This window comes from Pseudomonas sp. BBP2017 (assembly GCF_003024385.1).
GTDB lineage: Bacteria > Pseudomonadota > Gammaproteobacteria > Pseudomonadales > Pseudomonadaceae > Aquipseudomonas.
In genome coordinates this window covers 96478-115834 of the sequence record NZ_PVZN01000002.1, presented here as the reverse complement: position 1 = coordinate 115834, position 19357 = coordinate 96478, and the positions used below count along the sequence as shown (strand labels likewise).

Below are 19357 nucleotides of genomic sequence, written 5' to 3'. Positions count from 1 at the left end.
CGCAATGGAAATCTACAGATGAAATCTGGAGCGGGAAACGAGACTCGAACTCGCGACCCCGACCTTGGCAAGGTCGTGCTCTACCAACTGAGCTATTCCCGCATTTGGTGACGGCTATTGTATAGGATCATTAAATGCCGTCAAGCCCTTGATTCAAAAAAGCTTTATTTTTGTTCCGAACCTTCGCGCAGATGCGGCCAGGCGGCGCGCAGGTAGTGCACCATCGACCACAGGGTCAGGCCGGCAGAGACCATCAGCAAGGCGTAGCCCAGAATCACCCAGAAGGTCAGCACCGGCGGGTTGGCCAACAGGATCACCAGCGCCAGCATCTGCGCGGCGGTTTTCCACTTGCCCAGGTTCGATACGGCCACCTGCGCCCTCGCCCCCAATTCGGCCATCCACTCACGTAGCGCCGATACCACGATCTCGCGACCGATGATGACCGCCGCTGGCAGTGTCAGCCAGAAGTTCGCATGCACCTGCACCAGCAACACCAAGGCCACAGCAACCATCAGCTTGTCGGCCACCGGGTCGAGGAAGGCGCCAAATGGCGTGCTCTGCTGCAGGCGACGGGCCAGATAGCCGTCAAGCCAGTCAGTGGCCGCAGCAATGGCGAAGACGCTGCTCGCTGCGATATAGCTCCAGTGATACGGAACATAAAACAGCAGAATGAAGATCGGAATGAGCAGGACGCGAAGAACTGTAAGTAGATTTGGGATATTCATCGGCACAACTGGCTGCAAAGTGAGTGTGCATTCTACTCGCTATGCAGGTTGGCATAAATCGACTCGGCAAGCTTTTTACTGATTCCCGGCGCTTTGGCGATTTCTTCGATGCTGGCGCGGGTCAGCTCCTGCAAACCACCGAAGTGCTTGAGCAGGTCACGACGGCGCTTTGGCCCTACCCCGGCTACGTCTTCCAGACTGGAAGTACGCCGGGCCTTGCCACGCCGGGCACGGTGACCGGTGATGGCAAAACGGTGAGCTTCGTCACGGATCTGCTGGATCAGGTGCAGCGCCGGCGAGTCGCCCTTGAGGGTGAACTCATGGGCAGCGTCATTGAGGTAGAGGGTTTCGAAACCGGCCTTGCGCGTCACGCCCTTGGCCACGCCAAGCAGGATCAGGTCGGGAACGGCCAGTTCCTGAAGCACCTCGCGGGCCATGTTCAACTGGCCCTTGCCGCCGTCCACCAGCAGCACGTCCGGTAGCTTGCCCTCGCCATCCTTGATGCGTCCGAAGCGCCGGGTCAGGGCCTGGTGCATGGCTGCATAGTCATCGCCGGGGGTAACGCCCTCAATGTTGAAGCGCCGGTAGTCGGACTTCAACGGGCCTTCCGGGCCGAACACCACGCAGGAAGCGACCGTCGCCTCACCGCTGGAGTGGCTGATGTCGTAGCATTCCAGACGTTGCGGGGTTTCATCCAGGGCCAGGACCTGGGCCAGGGCATCGAAACGTGAAGCCATGTGTTGGCGGTTAGCCAGGCGTGCACTCAGTGCCTGCTCGGCGTTGGTCACCGCCAACTGCTGCCAGCGCGCCCGGGTGCCGCGCACGCGGTGGCTGATGCTCAGTTCGCGCCCGCGCAGGGCCTCGATGGCGGCGCTGATCGCGGCGAAGTCCTCGTGCACCACGTTAACGATCAGCTCACCCGGCAAATCGCGCTCGGCGTTGCCGATGTAGTACTGGGAGAGGAACGCAGCCATCACTTCGGCCACGTCCTCTTCAATCCCCACCTGCGGGAAGAAATTCTTGCTGCCCAGCACCCGCCCGCCGCGCACGCTGATCAGGTGCACACAGGCGCCACCCGGGTTGGTGAACGCGGCAACCACATCCACATCGCCACTGCCGCCTTCCATGCTCTGCTGGTCCTGAACCCGGCGCAGCAAGGCGATCTGGTCGCGCAATTGGGCGGCCTTCTCGAACTCCAGGGCCATGGCTGCCCGCTCCATCTCGGCATTCAGCTCGTTAGTCAGTTGATGACTGCGGCCTTCGAGAAACATCACCGAGTGCCGTACGTCACCGGCATATTCCTCAGGTTCGACCAGGCCGACACAAGGCGCCTTGCAGCGCTTGATCTGATACTGCAGGCACGGCCGGGTACGGTTGCTGTAATAGCTGTCTTCGCATTGCCGGACGAAAAAGGTTTTTTGCAGCAGGCTCAGGCTTTCACGAATGGCCCCCGCGCTGGGATAAGGCCCGAAGTACTTGCCCTTCTGCTTCTTCGCCCCACGATGAATCCCCAGCCGCGGGAATGGCCCGTCGGAGAGGAACACATAAGGGTAGGACTTATCGTCGCGCAGCAGGATGTTATAGGGTGGCCGCCATTCCTTGATCAGCGTCTGCTCAAGCAGCAGCGCTTCGGTCTCGTTGGCGGTGATGGTAGTTTCGACCTGGGCGATACGCGCGACCAGGGCAGCCGTCTTCGGCGCCAGGCCAGTCTTGCGAAAATAGCTGGCCAGGCGCTTCTTGAGGTTCTTCGCCTTGCCGACATATAGCAGCCGGGCTTCACCGTCGAACATCCGGTAAACGCCCGGGCGACCGCTGCAGGTCGCCAGGAAAGCACTTGGATCGAACACAGAGGTCATGAATTCAGAGACTGGCGTCAACCATGCCATGGCGGACCGCCAGCAGCGTCAGTTCGACGTCGCTGGTGACCGAGAGTTTTTCGAAGATCCGGTAACGGTAAGTATTGACCGTTTTCGGTGACAGGCACAATTTGTCGGAGATGATCTGTACTTTCTGGCAACCGACGATCATCAAGGCGATCTGAATTTCCCGTTCCGACAGCGCATCGAACGGCGAGCCTTGCGGCTGGAACGACTTGAGTGCCAGTTGCTGGGCGATCTGCGGGCTGATGTATCGCTGACCGGTAAACACCAGACGAATGGCCTGGACCATTTCATCCAGGCCCGCACCTTTGGTCAGGTACCCGGCGGCCCCCGCCTGCAACAAGCGCGTGGGAAACGGGTCTTCTTCACAGGCAGTCACCGCCACCACTTTCACATCAGGATGACTGCGCAGCAGCTTGCGCGTGGCCTCAAGGCCACCGATCCCGGGCATTTTCACGTCCATCAGGACCACGTCGGGCTTGAGCTCACGCGCGACCTTCAACGATGCCTCGCCAGAGTCGGCCTCGCCCACCACCTGCAAGCCGTCGATATCGGCCAGCATGCGGGTGATGCCCGTACGTACCAGATCGTGATCATCGACCACCAGGACCCTAATCAAGCAGACACCTCACACTGCGGCGGCAATTGGATCCCGCCACCTTAGCAAAAAACCAGGCGCTAGAGCTAACGGAACACGTCATCGCATCGCTGCTATTTCGCGCTTGCCCGCCTCATGGCCAAAAACACTCGAGTCGCGCCCGAAAACCTTCGCACAGGCCCTTGACAGTGCACTGGCAAGACTACCGAGTGATTGCTTGATGGCGGCCATACCCAGGTAGTCGGCTCGACCCTTGAGCGTCTGGGTTACAACGCCAACCTGTCCCGTGGCCTGAGCACCGCTCTGAGCGGCCAGCAAGCGCCGAGCACGGCCCAGGCTACGCAGATCGTACGTACAGCCAGTTCAACGAGCTGTTCGGCGCCGTCGAGTTGCAACACACGCAAGCACAGATCAACGACAGCCGCTTCGAGCACTCCCAGCAGTACGCCATTGACGTACGCGACAGCCTGGTCAGCCTGGTCAACAACCAACTGCGCGGCATCGACAACAACAGCGGCATCCGCCTGCGCGGACAGACTGTGGCACGGATCGAGGACAACCTGATCGGCAACAGCCAGGGCAGCGCAGTGGACGCCAGCGAAGTGAGCGGCGCAATCCTGGTCAATAGCCGTATTGGCAACACTCCCGAATATGCCATCAGCCTGCGCAATGCCGCGCCGCTGCCAGGCCCGCTGACCCTCAGTGGCAACACCCTGGGCAAGGCCGGCAAGGCGGTGGTACGGGTTGAAGGGTTACAGCAAGTGGTGCTCGACGCCACCCAGCGCCCGGACCGCGTGGTGCGCGTCAATCAGGTTGCGCAAACTGTCGCCCCCAGTGCATTGCGGTGCGTGCAGAGCGCTAGCCGATAGCCCGCTGCATGCGCACGAAGCATTCATCCTCGCCCACTGCTTGAAACCCCCGGCGTTGGTATAGCGCCTGCGCCGGGTTGCTTTTGAACACTGTCAGACGCATCAGCGGTAAACGCCGCTCGGCGGCCCAGCCAGCCAGTTGCTCCAATACCTGAGTACCAATGCCCCGTCCACGGGCATTCTCGACCAGATGCAACTCGCGGATATACAGGGCCTGACTGAGGCTGCAAAAGCCCAGCACTTTTTCGTCCTCGACGATCAACCATTGCTCGCGCCAGCCCCAGGCCTGGTCAAAGGCCTCTTCGATCCACAGCAGGTCGAACTCGTGGTAATAACGCAGCATGGCGCGGCGGGTCAGGTCGCGGGCGAAGGCGCAGTGCTGGTCGGTGGCGGGGATAAGTTGCAAGGTTATAGATCCGGTTTCAGGATGGGCAAGGCTGCGTCCTTCAGGTTTTGATTTCCCCGGCATAACACACCGGCGAACTCATCGGCCCTTGCCGGTCCAGTTCATCTTCCAGCCACTGGGCCAGCACCAGAGCGTTGTTGTGCCCGGTGTCCTTGCCCGCATAGAGCAGTGTCAGATCGCCCTTCCCGGCCATGCCCAGCAGTGGCCACCAATGCTCGGGCCGCGCCGTCAGTTCCTGACAATACCGCTCGGCAAAACCGGCAAAGTCCACTTCACCTTTATGGAAGGCCTGACGCAATGCCGTCGACGGCGCCACTTCAGGCAACCAGAGCGCCTGCAGCTGCTCCTTGCGCTTGTTGCGCGGCCACAAGCGGTCGACCAGCAAACGCTGGCCATCATCGGCCGCTACGGGATCATAAACGCGCTTGCAGCGAATCATCGACACCTCTGCATGATTTTGTATCAGCCTAGACCTTTGATTGATCGGGATCAGCTCAATTTCGCTCAGATTTTTTTAAGCTTGCCGCCTGAGGTAACCATCCCGGAGTCATCATGACTACCCCGACGCTGGCCAGCAGTCCATCGCTCGCCACATCCGCCCCACGGCCACAGCTGAACCACAAGCCCAGTCGCGGCACCCTGATACTGTTCTTCGGCCTGTTGCTGGCCGGCCTGCTTTACGCGGCCTGGAGCCTGGCGCACGACATCAATTCCAGCGGCACGGTGGTCACCACCTGGACCCCCTTCCTGTTACTCGGGGTAGCGCTGGTGATTGCCCTGGGCTTCGAGTTCGTCAATGGCTTTCACGACACCGCCAACGCTGTGGCCACGGTGATCTATACCCATTCCCTGCCGGCTTCGGTAGCGGTGGTCTGGTCTGGCTTTTTCAACTTCCTTGGCGTGCTACTGTCCAGCGGCGCTGTGGCCTTTGGCATCATCGCCCTGTTGCCGGTAGAACTGATTCTCAAGGTTGGCTCTTCGGCCGGCTTTGCCATGGTCTTCGCCTTGTTGCTATCGGCAATCATCTGGAACCTGGGCACTTGGTGGCTGGGCCTTCCGGCCTCCTCCTCGCACACGTTGATCGGTTCGATCATTGGTGTCGGCGTGGCCAATGCGCTGATGCATGGCCGCGATGGCACCAGCGGTGTGGACTGGGCCCAGGCCAGCAAGGTGGGTTACTCGCTGCTGTTGTCACCGCTGCTGGGGTTCGCCTGCGCCGCGTTGCTGCTGCTGGTTCTGCGCCATCTGGTCAAACGCCGCGACTTGTATCAGGCCCCCGTCGGCAACACGCCACCGCCCTGGTGGATTCGCGGTTTGCTGATTCTGACCTGCACCGGGGTGTCTTTTGCCCACGGCTCCAACGACGGCCAGAAAGGCATGGGCCTGATCATGCTGATCCTGGTCGGTACCGTGCCGATGGCTTACGCCTTGAATCGCACCATGCCCGCCGAACAGTCACTGCAGTTTGCCGCTGTAGCCGAAGCCACCCAGCAATCACTGCAGCGCGAATCCCCGCAACTGTTGAGTGCCGATCCCAGGAAGACCCTGACCGAATTCATCCGCCAACCGGCCGCCAGCCCTGAACTGGTTCCGGCCCTCGCCGCCCTGGCCGGCGCCATCGGTAGCGAAGTCGAAGGCTATGGTTCGCTGAACCGGGTGCCCGCCGAGGCCATGGCCAACGTGCGGAACGACATGTACCTGACCAGCGAGACCATTCGCCTGATCGACAAACACCAGTTGCTCAGCTTCGATAGCGACACCCAGCGCAACCTGCAACGGTTCAAGCGCCAGCTTGACGACGCCACCCGCTACATACCGCTGTGGGTGAAGATTTCCGTGGCCATCGCCCTGGGCCTGGGCACTATGGTCGGCTGGCGGCGGATCGTGGTCACCGTCGGTGAGAAGATCGGCAAAACCCACCTGACGTACGCTCAAGGGGCCTCTGCGGAGCTGGTGGCAATGTGCACCATTGGCGTGGCGGACATGTACGGCTTGCCGGTATCGACGACCCATGTGCTTTCATCCGGGGTGGCCGGGACCATGGTTGCCAATGGTTCCGGCCTGCAGATGCGCACCATCTTCAACCTGCTGATGGCCTGGGTGCTGACGCTGCCAGCGGCGATTGTGCTGGCAGGCGGGTTGTACTGGTTGTTGCGGCACGTCTTCTAACGGCAACGGGCCCAGCCTTCCTGGATGGGCCCGCTGTGTCTTCAACTGCGGTCGCTGACCGCACTGCTACCGTAAGAAATGATCACTTCCACGCGGCGATTGAGTTGACGGGACTGTGCATCGGCATTGGACGCCACCGGATACTCTTTGCCGTAACCGGCCACCCTGACCCGCTCCGGCGCGACTCCGGCACGACGCAGCGCGCTGGCGACTGCAGCAGCACGACGCTCTGACAACTGCTGGTTGAACACATCGCCACCGGTGGAGTCGGTGAAACCTTCAACCCGCACCTTGCGTTCAGGGTTGGCGCGCAAGTACTCGGTCAGCTGATCCAGGTTACGCAGGCTACTGGCTTTGAGTTCTGCACGACCACTGTCGAACAGTACATCACCGAACGTGACCACCGCACCGCGATCAGTCTGTTTTGCCTTGAGCTGCTGCAACGCCTTGAGCTGGGCGGTGCGCACATCCAGACGCGCCTGGGTACGCTGCGCCTCGATGCCTAGCAGGCCGGCTTCGGCCTTGCGCAGGTCAATTGTCTGTTCAGCAATGGCAATTTTCTGTTTGGCCAGATAAGCCAACTGCTCGACTTGCGGCGCCTTGCGATCCTTGAGCGAGGCAAGGTCCGCTTGGCCCAAAGCGGCAAATGCCGCTTTGGTTTCCAGCCCGGCCAGGCGGCTGGCTTCAGGTTTGCTCTGCAATGCACTGAAGTGCTCGCGCGCTTCCAGCAAGCCGGCATTTTCAGGTGTGGTGCCACAGCCACTGAGGATCAGACCTGCTGCAGAGAGGGCGATAAACATGTATTTGAATTGCATAGAAGCGATCCTTATCGGCTAGGCGCAACAATGGCGTCGGGGGCCTGCAGCATTTCCTGCTTGAGCACCTCGATCCCCTGTTGGGCTTCTTTGAGCTGTTGTTTGGTCCGAAGGGCCCGCGCCTTGCGTTCGGCCAGATTGGCATCAGCTTCGGCTTGCTCGGCAAGCAACCGCGCCTGGGTAAAGTTCTGTTCACCTAAAGCACGCTCCACCGAATAGAGCTTGTCCTGGGCAGACTTGATTTCCACCGGGGCAAACTGCGTCGCATCCGCGGTTACGGCGCGACTGACCGCATTGCGGGTCAACTCGACCTGCTCGGTAGGAACCGCCACGCTGGCACAGCCGCCGAGCGAGACGAATAGCGCCACCATCAGGCCGGAAACGGCCAGGTGATTTGAGGTGCGTTTTACAGCCATAGAGAGACTCCATCACAGCGTTTAACCAGTTTTCGCACCTTTCAGGCACGCAGACGCCTCCGTTGCCCTGCAGCGCAGGGCAATAGGTAGGTCAAAAGGTTTGCGAACCGGGAGTGATGATCGGCGCTACTAGCGCGCGATACACAAGAAAAGGTGGGGAGAACTGAACATCGGCGACAGCCGTTTAGTTGAGACGGTGCAAGAGTATTCCTACAGGCCAGACTTACAAATCGGAAATCTCCTTGTATTAAGTAGGAATTTTCTACAGCTCATTGCGCGCCAACACCAAATCACTGCCTAGCGCCGACGAAACAACGGCCGCGGCTCGATCACCGAGCGTCCGTACAATACACTCATTCCCGCCAGACCCTTGAGTGCGTCCTTGGCGCACTTGTCCTCGCGCACGGCAAAGCTGTCAAAACCGCACTGACGCATATGGCTCAGTTGATCGCGCAGCACATCGCCGATCGCGCGCAATTCGCCGCGCCAGCCCAGGCGAGTGCGCAACAGGTAAGCCTGGCTGTAGCCACGACCATCGCGAAAGCTGGGAAAGTCAATGGCGATCAATGGCAACTGCGCCAACCAGGGCTGCAGCGGCTCTACCTCGTCATCCGGCCCCAACCACAGGCCATCACAACAACCGGGCTGCGAAGCCTGGCGCGTCAGCCAGAGATCGAGCGGCAAAATCAGCAAGCCTTCAGGCAACGCCGCCCCACTGTCACGCACCAGTTGCCAGCCATCCTCGGCGAGCTGCTGCGGCTCGCCGTTGCGCAAGGCAATCACATTACGCATATCAGTTCCTCTGCACGCTTGGCATAGACCCGCTCTTTGAAGGGCTCCAGACCAACCCGGCGCACGGTGTCGACAAAGGGCTCGTCCAGCTCGCGATAGGCGCAGTAGGTGGCAATGATCTGCTCGATGACCCGTGGGATTTCGTCGGCACTGAACGATGGACCAATCACCTTGCCCAAGGTGCTGTCCTTGCCCTGGGCGCCGCCGAGCGTCACCTGGTACCACTCGCTGCCGTTCTTGTCGACGCCAAGGATGCCGATGTTGCCAATGTGGTGGTGACCGCAAGCATTGATGCACCCGGAAATGTTCAGGCTCAGCTCGCCCAGGTCGTGTAGATAGTCCAGGTCCTCGAAGCAGCGCTGGATCGACTGGGCAATGGGAATCGACTTGGCATTGGCCAAGGCACAGAAGTCGCCACCGGGACAGGCAATGATATCAGTGAGCATGCCGATATTGGCCGTCCCCAGGTCGCGCCCACAGGCCAGACGCCAGAGTGCGTGCAAGTCCTGCTTGCGCACATCCGGGAGGATCAGGTTCTGTTCGTGGGCGATACGGATTTCACCGAAGCCGAACTGCTCGGACCAGTCTGCCACTGCGTCCATCTGTGCCGCGCTCAGGTCGCCCGGTGGCGAAGACGCCCCCGGCTTGGTCGACAGCACCACACTGGCATAGCCAGGAACCTTGTGCGGTTTCACACAGCAGGACACCCAGCGGGCAAACGCGTGATCCTGAACCAGATGGGTTTCATACTCAAGCTCACTGTCGGCCACGGCATAGGCCGGCGGTTCGAAGGCTGCGGCCACGCGCTGGAACTCATCCATGGTGAGCTGCGCCGGACCGTCCTTGATGTGTTGCCACTCCTGCTCCACTTCCCGGGAGAAGGCTTCGATTCCCAACGCCTTGACCAGGATCTTGATCCGCGCCTTGTACTTGTTGTCGCGACGACCGTGGCGGTTGTAGACCCGCAGGATCGCTTCAACGTAAGACAACAGATGCTGCCACGGCAGGCCTTCGCGGATCTGCAGGCCAAGTATCGGGGTGCGCCCCAGACCACCTCCGACCATGACCCGCAAGCACATCTGGCCCTGGCCGTCGCGGTACAGGTACAGACCGATGTCATGCATCATGATCGCCGCACGATCTTCAAGGGCCGAGCAAATGGCAATCTTGAATTTGCGTGGCAAAAACAGGAATTCCGGGTTGATGGTCGACCACTGCCGCAGGATTTCGGCGAGTGGCCGTGGGTCGAGCAGCTCATCGGCAGCAACGCCGGCGAAGGCTTCTGTGGTGATGTTGCGCACACAGTTGCCGGAGGTCTGGATGGCATGCATCTCGACCTCAGCCAGGTGCTGGAGGATGTCGGGCACCCGGTCCAGTTCTATCCAGTTGAACTGGATGTTCTGACGGGTGGTGAAATGCCCGTAGCCGCGATCATAGTCACGGGCGATTCGCGCCAGGGTGCGCATCTGGCGAGCACCGAGGGTGCCGTAAGGGATCGCTACACGCAGCATGTAGGCGTGCTTTTGCAGGTACAGGCCGTTTTGCAGGCGCAGTGGCAGGAACTCTTCTTCACTCAGTTCACCAGCCATGAAACGCTGCACCTGATCGCGAAACTGCGCCACGCGCTCGAACACCAGCGCACGGTCATACTCGTCATACTGATACATGGTTCGGACCTCATCACGGAGACCCGTACTATGGCGTTCAGGTGTACTGAGTTACAGATTCAGGCTTATTGGATTTATACGGATCAGTTGAGTATCCACCGGCTGCTATCGCCCTGATCATCCACCCACAGCCAACGCATAAGGCCCCTCGTTCAACTGCTCCCGTAAAAACGCCACGCAACTGTGCACCTTGGCCGAGCTGCTTGAGCGTGCAGCCGTCACCGCCCAGACATCCGCAGGCTGGTAGTAGGCTGGCAGCACCCGCTGCAGCGAGCCATCTTCCAGGTTGCCTACCACATCCCAGTACGAGGCCATGATGATGCCGTGTCCGGCCAGGGCCCACTGGCGGACGATATCGCTGTGGTTGGCTGCCATTGGCCCGGTGACCTTGACCGTCTCGGCGCCGTTCGGACCGAACAGACGCCAGACCCCGAAACGCTCATCACGGCTGCGAAACAGCAGGCAATCGTGCTGTGCCAACTCCGCCGCCACGCGCACCGGCACACGTCGCGCCAGGTAATCGGGCGCGGCAGCCAGTACCCGCTTGTTCTCTGCAATGCGATGAGCGATCAGGTGCTTTTCCTGGACTTCGCCGACGCGAATATCAATGTCGAAGTTCTCGCCAATCAGGTCTACCCGGCGGTCCATCAGCTCCAGCCAGATTTCCAGGTTGGGATGGCGCTGGCGCAGCAACGACAGAATCGGCGCGACATGCTCACGTCCCAGGCGCAGGCTGGTGCTGATCCGCAAGGTGCCCCGTGGCTCGCTGTGCGCTGCGGACAATGACTCGAACATCGACTCGACGCTCTCGAGGATCTTCTGCGCCCAGACAAACGCCGCCTCGCCATCGCTGGTGATACTCACCCGCCGGGTGGTACGGTTGAACAGTTTCACCCCCAATAGCGTCTCCAGGGTGGCGATGCGCTTGCTGACATGCGCCGGCGACAGGCCGGTCTCGGTCGCTGCGCCAATGAAGCTTGAGCGCCGCGCCACTTCACAGAACAGCTGAAGGTCACGAAGCAACGGCTCATTATTCGCTGATAGCACATTCTGATTCTTCATTCAGCCCGATTATCTCCCCAGCACTTTTTATTAGCCTCTCACAAAACCGCATCCAAGCAGAACAAGGCCAGCGCCTGCTGGCGATTGCCGAGCAACAGGGCGCGCGCAGCGGCCAGATCGTAACCACCGACACCCTCACTGGAGATTTTCAGCCATGACCACCCTGCTCGTGCTCAACGGCCCCAACCTGAACATGCTCGGCCTGCGCCAGCCCGAAGTCTATGGCCGCGAAACCCTCGCCGATGTCCACGCCCTGTGCCAACAGGCGGCCAGTAGCCTGGACCTGACCCTGGAATTCCAGCAAAGCAACCACGAAGGCCAGATGATCGACTGGATTCACCAGGCCCGTGGGCGGGTCGATGGCATCGTCATCAACCCCGGCGCCTGGACCCACACCTCGGTGGCCATCCATGACGCATTGATCGCCGCCGAAGTCCCAGTGATCGAAGTACACATCTCCAACGTGCACCGGCGTGAAGCTTTCCGCCATCACTCCTATGTCTCACTGGTGGCCAAGGCTGTGCTGGCCGGGTTCGGCACCCACGGTTATGTACTGGCCATCGAGCATTTCGCCCGTGAGCTGCGGCCTGCACCAGGCCAATAACCACTGAGGGTTACTCCATCGCAGTAATGTGCGGCCAGCAACCGGCCGCGCATACTCGGTTCCAGCTCTGCACAAGGAACCGCGATGAAGATCGAACTGATACAGATTGATGGCCGCGACGGCGATACTGCCTACAACCTGCAACGCACGCTGGAGGCCATTGCCAGCTGCAAGGCCGACACTGACCTGCTGGTGTTCCCGGAAACCCAACTGATGGGCTTTGCCAGCGCCGAGCAACTGCCGCTGGTTGCCGAGCCCCTGCATGGCCCTGCCCTGCAAGCGGTCCAGCACGCGGTGCGCGAACGCGATGTGGCGGTGGTGATCGGTGTTGCCGAACAGGCCGACAGCGTGTACTACAACACCTCGGTGCTGCTGACCCCCGAAGGCATCGCCCTGTCTTACCGCAAGACGCACCTGTGGCCGTCCGAGCGCGGCCTGTTCCAGCCGGGCGATCGCTACACCAGCGCGTGCTGGAAAGGTCTGCGCATCGGCTTGCTGATCTGCTACGACATCGAACTGCCAGAGAGCAGTCGCGCCCTGGGCCAATTGGGCGTCGACCTGATCATCGTCAGCAACGGCAACATGGACCCCTACGGCCCGGTACACCGTACTGCGATCATGGCCCGCGCCCAGGAAAACCAGGCCTTCGCCGTGATGGTCAATCGGGTCGGCCCGGGTGACGGTGGACTGTTGTTCGCCGGTGGCAGCGCCGCAATCGATCCCTTCGGGCGCGTGCTATTCGAAGCCGGTCGCCAAGCGTGCCGCCAACAGATCGAGCTGGACCTTGAGCAACTGCAACTCGCCCGCCGCGACTACGACTACCTCAAAGACCGCCGCCTGCTACTGCCAGGTACGCGCATCGAACACCCCGACGGGCGCCGCGAGCTGTTGATTCCCTAACACTGCCTGACAACAACAAGAACCCTGGAGTGTCCCCATGAAGCCGATCCGCTGTTTACCTCTGGCCCTGGCCGCGTTGTTGTGCGCTGCAGGCACTCAGGCGGGAGAAAACGCCACGCCCAGCGTGCACATCTACAACTGGTACGACTACATCGCGCCGAACACCACCAAGGCGTTCCAGCAGGCCTCGGGCATCACCCCGGTTTATGACGTGTTCGACAACAGTGACGTGATGCAGGGCAAGTTGATGGCCGGGCGCAGCGGCTATGACGTGGTGTTCGCCAGCGGCGACCTGCTGCCCAACCTGATCAAGGCTGGCGTGCTGGCCGAGCTGGATCGTAGCCAACTGCCCAACTTCACCCATCTCGACCCGAAGATGCTCGCCAAGCTGCAGAGCAACGACCCCGGCAACCGCTATGCTGCCCCGTATATGTGGGGCACCACCGGTATCGGTTATGACCAGGACAAGGTCAAAGCCTTGCTCGGCGAACAGGCCCCCGTGGACTCCTGGGCATTGATTTTCGATGAAGCCAACCTGGCCAAGCTGAGTGAATGCGGGGTGGCCATGCTCGATGCCCCCAACGAAATCATCCCCATCGCCCTGCACTACCTGGGCCTGCCTTACAACAGCAAGAACCCGGACGACTACCGCAAGGCCGAAGCGCTGTTACTCAAGTTGCGCCCGCATATTCGTTACTTCGACTCATCGCGGTTCATCTCTGACCTGGCCAATGGCAACGTCTGCGTGGTGCTGGGCTGGTCGGGCGGCGTGTTCGAAGCCAGGCTCAGCGCGGAGAATGCCGGCAACGGCCGCCAGCTGCGCTACAGCATCCCCCGCGAAGGTGCGCCGATGTGGCTGGAGAACATGGTGCTGCTCAAACAAGCGCCGAATCCGCAACAGGGCCTGGCGTTCATCAACTACATGCTCAGGCCTGAGGTCATCGCCGCCTCGACCAACTACCTGGGCTACCCGAATGCCAACAAGGACGCGACCGATCTGGTCGATACGAACATCCGCGACAATCCCACGGTGTACCCTCCGCAAGCGGTGCTCGACACCCTGTTCCCGCTCGAACCCTTGCCACTCAAACTTGAGCGGGTGCGCACCCGGGTGTGGAGTCAGGTCAAGACCGGCAGTTGATCAGCCTCAATCTTCCAGTGGCTTGGGCGGTGGCAGCGGCTTGGCCTGTTTGGCGGGTTTAGCCGGTTTGCCGTCTTTAGCCGGTGTGGTGGCGGCCTGTTTCTGCTCTGCCACGGTCGGCGCAACGACCGCTTTTTCTTCGGCCGGCAAGGCGTCTACTGCGTCGAAGATTGCCTTGGGTTCAAGGGTGCCCGTGTGTGCTATCCGATGTTGAACACCATCCTTGCCCACCAGCACCACCGGGGTAACGACAGTATCGGCGGCGCTGAACCTGAACTGACGGATCAGGGCCATGGTGGTCTGCTGGTCGAGGTCCTTGCCATCGCGTTTACCCATCATGCCGGCAATGCTGTACAGCACCAGGTTGCGCTCCTGGAACGCAGCCTTGGTGGCCGGGTCTTCCAGCGCCTGATTAAGACCGCGCAGGGTCGGGTCGGCGGTACTGGGCGCAATGACAATCAAGGGGCGAGCCTTGTACATATCCTGGTCCAGCGGCTTGGGGTCACTGTTGTCAGCGAAAACCGGGCCGACAACAATGGCCAGCAAGGTGGCAAAGGTCAGTGACCGTACGAGCATGCGCATCTCCTTCAAATTCCATGCATCAAAGACTACAGATCGCGACGAAAGATCCGAGGTGCGAGCCTAAACTACAGGACAAAATCCGTGGGCAGGTCAAAGGTAACTTCCGGTTTCCATAGAAGGCCTTGGGCGTGTCCAGAACAGGCTGACATCTGAATCTGAGGATAGCTGATGGCTGTCAGCCACGCCTGCTGCTCCCACTGCTGAAGGGCCGGACCATGAGCATTGTCGATGCCTTGCTGTTGTTGCTGATCTTCGCCACTGCCCTGGGGAGTGGGTTGATGGGCGGGCTGTTCTTCGCCTTCTCCAACTTCGTCATGAAGGCCCTTGAACGCATCCCGGAACAGAGTGCCGTGGCGGCCATGCAGTCGATTAACCAGGTGGTGCTCAACCGTTTGTTCCTGACCCTGTTTCTGGGCACTGCGCTGACCAGTGTCGCCTTGTTGGTCTGGGCGTATCAGCGTTGGCCACTGCCCGGCAGCTTGTGCATGGCCGTGGGAAGCGGCTTGTACCTGATGGGCAACATCGTGGTGACGATGTTGTTCAATGTGCCGAAAAACCAGGCCCTGGCCCGCCTCGATCCGGCCAGCAGCGAGGCTGCGGCGGTTTGGCACCGTTATGTCCCGAGCTGGAATCGCTGGAACCATGTGCGCACGGTCACTGCCCTTGCCGCGGCGGCGTGGTTGATGGTGGCGTTGGGCTTGATTCGCCTGTAGCAGCGGGGGCTGCACCCTTCAACATGGATAAAAACCGTGGCCCTCAGGACCACGGTTTTTTCTTGGCGATCAATCCTCCTGCAGCGCTCTTGGCCGGGAGCTGCGCTGTTCAGCAACAGCATCAGAGGCGGCTTGCAGCTGGAAGCTGAATTTCAGCTCGGCATACCGCCCCGGCACACCTCGTGCCCCATCCTCACGAAACACCACCTCGCCGACCAGGCCATCGCGGGTGGCATACGTTGTTCAACGAACCCTTCCTCGTCAGCCTTTTCACCCGCCTGGCGATTTACGGCATGGCCGCCGCCAGCCTGGACCTGCTGATCGGCTACGGCGCACTGGTCAGCTTCGGCCACGCAGCCTTCTTCAGCCTGGGTGGCTACGTGGTGGGCATCGTCGCCTTCCATACCTCGCAGATGATGACGTTATGGGGCTGGGAGGGCAGCAACAGCGCGCTGGTCGTCTGGCCGCTGGCCCTGCTTTGCTGCGCCCTGCTGGGGTTGGTGATGGGTTACCTGTCGCTACGCACCAGCGGCGTACAGTTCATCATGATCACCCTGGCCTTCAGCCAGATGCTCTATTTCATCCTCGGTTCGCTGTCCCTTTACGGCGGTGACGACGGCATCCTGATGAACGAGCGCAACACCCTGCCCGGCCTCGACCTGAACGACGCCAACCAGTTCTACTTCCTCTGCGTCGCCCTACTGGCGAGCTGGCTGTTGTTCTGCCGACGCCTGGTGAATTCACGCTTCGGCTTCGTCCTTCGCGGCCTCAAGCAGAGCGAGCGGCGCGCCGTGAGCCTGGGGCTCAAGCCCTTGCGCTACCGTCTCACTGCCTTCGTCATTGCCGGCCTCGGCGCCGGCCTGGCCGGCGTACTCTGGGCCAACTACGCGATGTTCGTCAGCCCCGACATGGGCGCCTGGCAGAAATCCGGCGAATTGATGGCCATGGTCATCCTCGGCGGTGTCGGCACCCTGCTCGGCCCGGTGTTGGGCGCAGCTGTCTACCTTGGCCTGGAGCAACTGCTGAGCCAGTGGACCGAGCACTGGATGCTGGCCTTCGGCCCGCTGTTGCTGCTGGTGGTTCTGTTCGGCCGCAAGGGCATCTACGGCCTGCTCATGAGCGGTGCAAGAAAGCCCTGCCAGGCGTTCTCCCTGCCGCCCGTCACCGCGGTCAAGACCCAGGAGGTTCAGCCATGAGCGCGCAGCTGTCGATCCGGGGTCTGGAGAAGACTTTCGGTGCAGTGAAGGCCACCAACAACGCCAACCTGGAGCTGGTCGCTGGTGAACTGCATGCCATCATCGGCCCCAACGGTGCCGGTAAGTCCACGCTGATTTCGCAGATTGCCGGGGAAATTCGCCCTGACAAGGGCCAGATCCTCCTCAACGGCCGCGACATCACCGCAGTCCCTGCCCATGAACGGCCGAGCCTGGGTCTGGCGCGCTCCTTCCAGGTCAGCCAGCTCTACCCCGAGTTCAGCCTGCTGGAGAATGTCGCCGTGGCGATCACTGCCCGCCAGGGCAAGAGTTTCGGGCGGTGGAAACCGCTGTCTGGTGACCGCGATCTTATGGCCTTGGCCCTCGGCTACCTGCAGCAGGTGGACCTTGGCGCACGTGCCGCGGCCTGCGTCAGCGAACTCTCACACGGTGAACGTCGCCAATTGGAGCTGGCCCTGGCGCTGGCCCAGGAGGCCTCGGTGCTGCTGCTGGATGAACCTATGGCCGGCATGGGCGCCGAGGAATCGGCGCGCATGACAGCGTTGCTGATGTCGCTGAAGGGCCGCTACGCCATCCTGTTGGTGGAACATGATATGGACGCGGTGTTTGCACTGGCCGACCGCATCACTGTGCTGGTCTATGGCGAAACCATCCTCACCGGCACGGTGGAGGAAGTCCGTGGTAACGAACTGGTACGCGCAGCCTACCTGGGGGAAGAACATGCTTGAAGTCAGTGGATTGCAGGCCGGCTACGGCCTGAGCCAGGTGCTGTTCGACATGCACCTGAAGATCGATCAGGGCGAGGTGGTCTCGCTGATCGGCCGCAATGGCATGGGCAAGACCACCACCGTGAAATCCATTATGGGTATGCTCAACCCCAGCGCCGGGAGCATCCGTATCCACGGCAAGGAGTTGAGCGGCGCCATGCCCTACCGCATTGCTCAGGCCGGCCTTGGCCTGGTGCCGGAAGGTCGCCGCACCTTCGGCACCCTGAGCGTGAAGGAAAATCTCCTGGCCACCGCCAGTCGGGGCGGCAAATGGAACCTGGCGCGCATCTACACGCTGTTCCCGCGTTTGCAAGAACGCCAGGAGCAGCTGTCGAAGACCCTCTCCGGCGGCGAGCAGCAGATGTTGGTAGTCGGTCGTGCGCTGATGACCAATCCTCAGTTGCTGATCCTTGATGAGGCCACCGAGGGCCTGGCGCCCATCATTCGCGAGACCATCTGGAACTGCCTGGCCACCCTGAAGGCCGAGGGCGAGACCATCCTGGTCATCGACAAGAATCTCAAGGAAATGGCGCGGGTGGTGGACCGCCATCACATCATCGAAAAGGGCCGACAGGTCTGGGAGGGTACGCCGACGCAACTGGCCGCAGCCCCCGAACTGTCGCAACGGTACCTCGGCGTTTAGGGCAACCCTGCCCGGACGCCTGAGCCAGCGCCCTGCCGCCAGGCAGGCCGCTCACTCCACAGCAACCTTTCTGCTCGGCCCGCTGCACGGTCGATGGGGACGGCTGCACCCTGAAATAATAAGAACAAGAGCCTTGCAATGAATCAACAGACCCGAGCGATCCCACTCCTGTTTAGCGCCCTCCCCCTCAGCGTGCTGGCAGCCGAGTCCGGCTTCATCGAGGATTCCACCGCCACACTGCAAATGCGTAACTACTACTTCAGTCGCGACTTCTCTGACATCGTCGGGCCGAACAGGCAATCCAAGGCTGAGGAATGGGCTCAGGGCTTCATCCTGAACTTCAAGTCCGGCTACACCCAGGGTCCGCTAGGTTTCGGTGTGGATGCCGTCGGCATGCTGGGGATCAAGCTCGACAGCAGCCCGGACCGCACCAATACAGGCCTCTTACCCGTTCAGGAAGATGGCCGCGGCGCAGACGACTACAGTCGCTTGGGCGTGGCGGCAAAGATGCGCGTGTCGAAAACTGAACTGAAGGTGGGTGAGCTACAGCCCAACCTGCCGGTGCTGGTGTTCAGCGACAACCGCCTGTTGCCACCGACCTATCAGGGCGCAAGCGTCAGCTCAAATGAAATTGCGGGGCTGACCCTGCAGGGTGGCCACCTGGTCTCCACCAGCCTTCGCAACGAGGCCGGTGACGACAAGATGCAGGCGATGATCGGCTACCAGCCGCAGCGCCAGGCCTCAAGTGACGCCTTCAACTATGCGGGCGCCGACTACGCCTTCAACGCAAACCGCACCACGCTCAGCACGTGGTACGCGCAGTTAGAGGACATCTACGACCAGCGTTATCTGGGCCTCAAGCACTCCCAGCCGGTAGGCAGCTGGGTTTTCGGCGCCAACCTTGGCTTCTACGATACCGCCGAAGACGGCCGCAAGCTGATCGGTGAGGTGGACAACCGCGCCTTCTACTCGTTGCTCTCAGCCAATCGAGGCGGTCATACCTTCTACGTCGGCTACCAGGGTATGTTCGGCGACCAGGGCTTCCCCAAGGTATTTGCCAACGTCACGACGCTAGGCAATGAGGTACCAACCTATGAGTTTGCCTCTGCCGACGAACGCTCCTGGCAGGTACGGCACGACTACAATTTCGCCGCCCTGGGGATTCCCGGCCTTACCACCACAGTGCGCTATATCCGGGGTAACAACGTCGATACCGGACGCGGCTTCGAAGGCGAAGACTGGGAGCGTGATCTGGACATCGGCTACGCGTTCCAAAGCGGCTTGCTCAAGAACGTTGGCGTGCGTATCCGCAATGTCACCGCACGCTCCAACTACCGTTCCGACATCGACGAAAACCGCCTGATCTTCACCTACACCTGGAACCTGCTCTAACA

21 protein-coding genes, 1 tRNA gene and 1 pseudogene are annotated in these 19357 nt (G+C 61.0%); 10 read left to right on the top strand and 13 right to left on the bottom strand.

Features of this window, described 5'->3' with window-relative positions; genetic code table 11:
- Positions 1 to 26: 26 nt before the first annotated feature.
- The 4 genes from C6382_RS03405 to uvrY all read right to left on the bottom strand — a co-directional run bounded on the left by C6382_RS03405 (position 27) and on the right by uvrY (position 3224).
- Positions 27 to 102, bottom strand: a tRNA-Gly gene (locus tag C6382_RS03405).
- 62 nt (positions 103 to 164) lie between these two features.
- On the bottom strand, positions 165 to 725 hold the full coding sequence (gene pgsA / locus C6382_RS03400) for a CDP-diacylglycerol--glycerol-3-phosphate 3-phosphatidyltransferase (RefSeq protein WP_107023132.1): 561 nt from the start codon (positions 723 to 725) through the stop codon (positions 165 to 167).
- Positions 726 to 757: 32 nt separating this feature from the next.
- The gene (gene uvrC / locus C6382_RS03395) at positions 758 to 2581 is read right to left on the bottom strand and encodes an excinuclease ABC subunit UvrC (protein WP_107023131.1); all 1824 of its coding nucleotides are present in this window, start codon (positions 2579 to 2581) and stop codon (positions 758 to 760) included.
- A 4-nt stretch (positions 2582 to 2585) separates the two neighbouring features.
- Positions 2586 to 3224: a UvrY/SirA/GacA family response regulator transcription factor gene (gene uvrY, locus C6382_RS03390; RefSeq protein ID WP_107023130.1), complete on the bottom strand. Its 639-nt coding sequence runs from the start codon at positions 3222 to 3224 to the stop codon at positions 2586 to 2588.
- 368 nt (positions 3225 to 3592) lie between these two features.
- On the opposite strand from uvrY, the gene C6382_RS03385 reads away from it, so the two are divergent.
- Entirely contained in the window at positions 3593 to 4072 is a 480-nt protein-coding gene (locus C6382_RS03385; protein WP_256588927.1) for a right-handed parallel beta-helix repeat-containing protein, read from the top strand.
- Here C6382_RS03385 and C6382_RS03380 read toward each other — a convergent pair.
- Positions 4062 to 4484, bottom strand: coding sequence for an N-acetyltransferase (locus C6382_RS03380; protein ID WP_107023509.1), 423 nt, complete (start codon positions 4482 to 4484; stop codon positions 4062 to 4064). The two genes, C6382_RS03385 and C6382_RS03380, sit on opposite strands and share 11 nt — an antisense overlap.
- Before the next feature lie 34 nt (positions 4485 to 4518).
- A complete protein-coding gene (locus C6382_RS03375; protein WP_107023129.1) occupies positions 4519 to 4917 on the bottom strand; it encodes a DUF488 domain-containing protein in 399 nt (132 codons plus the stop codon).
- Between the two features lie 113 nt (positions 4918 to 5030).
- On the opposite strand from C6382_RS03375, the gene C6382_RS03370 reads away from it, so the two are divergent.
- Complete coding sequence (locus C6382_RS03370) at positions 5031 to 6647, top strand: inorganic phosphate transporter (protein WP_107023128.1); 1617 nt, start codon at positions 5031 to 5033, stop codon at positions 6645 to 6647.
- A gap of 41 nt (positions 6648 to 6688) precedes the next feature.
- On the opposite strand, the gene C6382_RS03365 is transcribed toward C6382_RS03370, so the two are convergent.
- The 5 genes from C6382_RS03365 to C6382_RS03345 form a co-directional block, all read right to left on the bottom strand.
- On the bottom strand, positions 6689 to 7462 hold the full coding sequence (locus C6382_RS03365) for an OmpA family protein (protein ID WP_107023127.1): 774 nt from the start codon (positions 7460 to 7462) through the stop codon (positions 6689 to 6691).
- Positions 7463 to 7473: 11 nt separating this feature from the next.
- Complete coding sequence (locus C6382_RS03360) at positions 7474 to 7878, bottom strand: DUF4398 domain-containing protein (RefSeq protein WP_107023126.1); 405 nt, start codon at positions 7876 to 7878, stop codon at positions 7474 to 7476.
- Between the two features lie 297 nt (positions 7879 to 8175).
- The gene (locus C6382_RS03355) at positions 8176 to 8670 is read right to left on the bottom strand and encodes a DUF934 domain-containing protein (protein ID WP_107023125.1); all 495 of its coding nucleotides are present in this window, start codon (positions 8668 to 8670) and stop codon (positions 8176 to 8178) included.
- Positions 8658 to 10337, bottom strand: coding sequence for a nitrite/sulfite reductase (locus tag C6382_RS03350; protein ID WP_107023124.1), 1680 nt, complete (start codon positions 10335 to 10337; stop codon positions 8658 to 8660). The genes C6382_RS03355 and C6382_RS03350 overlap by 13 nt, the downstream gene beginning before the upstream one ends.
- Positions 10338 to 10454: 117 nt before the next feature.
- The gene (locus tag C6382_RS03345; RefSeq protein ID WP_107023123.1) at positions 10455 to 11399 is read right to left on the bottom strand and encodes a LysR family transcriptional regulator; all 945 of its coding nucleotides are present in this window, start codon (positions 11397 to 11399) and stop codon (positions 10455 to 10457) included.
- Positions 11400 to 11553: 154 nt separating this feature from the next.
- Between C6382_RS03345 and aroQ the strand changes: the two genes are divergently transcribed.
- From aroQ to C6382_RS03330, 3 genes are all read left to right on the top strand, one after another.
- Positions 11554 to 12003 (top strand): type II 3-dehydroquinate dehydratase, encoded by a 450-nt coding sequence (gene aroQ / locus C6382_RS03340; protein WP_107023122.1) that lies wholly within the window; start codon positions 11554 to 11556, stop codon positions 12001 to 12003.
- An 84-nt stretch (positions 12004 to 12087) separates the two neighbouring features.
- Entirely contained in the window at positions 12088 to 12903 is an 816-nt protein-coding gene (locus C6382_RS03335) for a carbon-nitrogen hydrolase family protein (protein ID WP_107023121.1), read from the top strand.
- A 37-nt stretch (positions 12904 to 12940) separates the two neighbouring features.
- A complete protein-coding gene (locus tag C6382_RS03330; RefSeq protein ID WP_107023120.1) occupies positions 12941 to 14044 on the top strand; it encodes a polyamine ABC transporter substrate-binding protein in 1104 nt (367 codons plus the stop codon).
- A 6-nt stretch (positions 14045 to 14050) separates the two neighbouring features.
- On the opposite strand, the gene C6382_RS03325 is transcribed toward C6382_RS03330, so the two are convergent.
- Complete coding sequence (locus C6382_RS03325; RefSeq protein ID WP_107023119.1) at positions 14051 to 14620, bottom strand: DUF4174 domain-containing protein; 570 nt, start codon at positions 14618 to 14620, stop codon at positions 14051 to 14053.
- Between the two features lie 221 nt (positions 14621 to 14841).
- Between C6382_RS03325 and C6382_RS03320 the strand changes: the two genes are divergently transcribed.
- A complete protein-coding gene (locus C6382_RS03320; protein WP_107023118.1) occupies positions 14842 to 15339 on the top strand; it encodes a DUF1772 domain-containing protein in 498 nt (165 codons plus the stop codon).
- 69 nt (positions 15340 to 15408) lie between these two features.
- On the opposite strand, the pseudogene C6382_RS24265 reads toward C6382_RS03320, so the two are convergent.
- Positions 15409 to 15576: pseudogene (locus C6382_RS24265) on the bottom strand (catechol 1,2-dioxygenase); the annotation flags it as partial.
- 2 nt (positions 15577 to 15578) lie between these two features.
- Between C6382_RS24265 and C6382_RS03310 the strand changes: the two are divergent.
- The 4 genes from C6382_RS03310 (at position 15579) to C6382_RS03295 (ending at position 19355) form a co-directional block, all read left to right on the top strand.
- On the top strand, positions 15579 to 16535 hold the full coding sequence (locus C6382_RS03310) for a branched-chain amino acid ABC transporter permease (protein WP_256588923.1): 957 nt from the start codon (positions 15579 to 15581) through the stop codon (positions 16533 to 16535).
- Entirely contained in the window at positions 16532 to 17281 is a 750-nt protein-coding gene (locus C6382_RS03305) for an ABC transporter ATP-binding protein (protein WP_107023117.1), read from the top strand. The genes C6382_RS03310 and C6382_RS03305 overlap by 4 nt, the downstream gene beginning before the upstream one ends.
- Positions 17274 to 17963, top strand: coding sequence for an ABC transporter ATP-binding protein (locus C6382_RS03300; RefSeq protein ID WP_107023116.1), 690 nt, complete (start codon positions 17274 to 17276; stop codon positions 17961 to 17963). Before C6382_RS03305 ends, C6382_RS03300 begins: the two co-directional genes overlap by 8 nt.
- A gap of 138 nt (positions 17964 to 18101) precedes the next feature.
- The gene (locus tag C6382_RS03295) at positions 18102 to 19355 is read left to right on the top strand and encodes an OprD family porin (RefSeq protein ID WP_107023115.1); all 1254 of its coding nucleotides are present in this window, start codon (positions 18102 to 18104) and stop codon (positions 19353 to 19355) included.
- The last annotated feature ends 2 nt before the right edge of the window (positions 19356 to 19357 follow it).

Bases quoted from the DNA above. Each gene is read 5' to 3' on its own strand.
- pgsA (WP_107023132.1), bottom strand. From the start codon at position 725: ATGAATATCCCAAATCTACTTACAGTTCTTCGCGTCCTGCTCATTCCG.
- uvrC (WP_107023131.1), bottom strand. From the start codon at position 2,581: ATGACCTCTGTGTTCGATCCAAGTGCTTTCCTGGCGACCTGCAGCGGT.
- C6382_RS03375 (WP_107023129.1), bottom strand. From the start codon at position 4,917: ATGATTCGCTGCAAGCGCGTTTATGATCCCGTAGCGGCCGATGATGGC.
- C6382_RS03370 (WP_107023128.1), top strand. From the start codon at position 5,031: ATGACTACCCCGACGCTGGCCAGCAGTCCATCGCTCGCCACATCCGCC.
- C6382_RS03365 (WP_107023127.1), bottom strand. From the start codon at position 7,462: ATGCAATTCAAATACATGTTTATCGCCCTCTCTGCAGCAGGTCTGATC.
- C6382_RS03360 (WP_107023126.1), bottom strand. From the start codon at position 7,878: ATGGCTGTAAAACGCACCTCAAATCACCTGGCCGTTTCCGGCCTGATG.
- C6382_RS03355 (WP_107023125.1), bottom strand. From the start codon at position 8,670: ATGCGTAATGTGATTGCCTTGCGCAACGGCGAGCCGCAGCAGCTCGCC.
- C6382_RS03350 (WP_107023124.1), bottom strand. From the start codon at position 10,337: ATGTATCAGTATGACGAGTATGACCGTGCGCTGGTGTTCGAGCGCGTG.
- C6382_RS03345 (WP_107023123.1), bottom strand. From the start codon at position 11,399: ATGAAGAATCAGAATGTGCTATCAGCGAATAATGAGCCGTTGCTTCGT.
- aroQ (WP_107023122.1), top strand. From the start codon at position 11,554: ATGACCACCCTGCTCGTGCTCAACGGCCCCAACCTGAACATGCTCGGC.
- C6382_RS03335 (WP_107023121.1), top strand. From the start codon at position 12,088: ATGAAGATCGAACTGATACAGATTGATGGCCGCGACGGCGATACTGCC.
- C6382_RS03330 (WP_107023120.1), top strand. From the start codon at position 12,941: ATGAAGCCGATCCGCTGTTTACCTCTGGCCCTGGCCGCGTTGTTGTGC.
- C6382_RS03325 (WP_107023119.1), bottom strand. From the start codon at position 14,620: ATGCTCGTACGGTCACTGACCTTTGCCACCTTGCTGGCCATTGTTGTC.
- C6382_RS03320 (WP_107023118.1), top strand. From the start codon at position 14,842: ATGAGCATTGTCGATGCCTTGCTGTTGTTGCTGATCTTCGCCACTGCC.
- C6382_RS03305 (WP_107023117.1), top strand. From the start codon at position 16,532: ATGAGCGCGCAGCTGTCGATCCGGGGTCTGGAGAAGACTTTCGGTGCA.
- C6382_RS03300 (WP_107023116.1), top strand. From the start codon at position 17,274: ATGCTTGAAGTCAGTGGATTGCAGGCCGGCTACGGCCTGAGCCAGGTG.
- C6382_RS03295 (WP_107023115.1), top strand. From the start codon at position 18,102: ATGAATCAACAGACCCGAGCGATCCCACTCCTGTTTAGCGCCCTCCCC.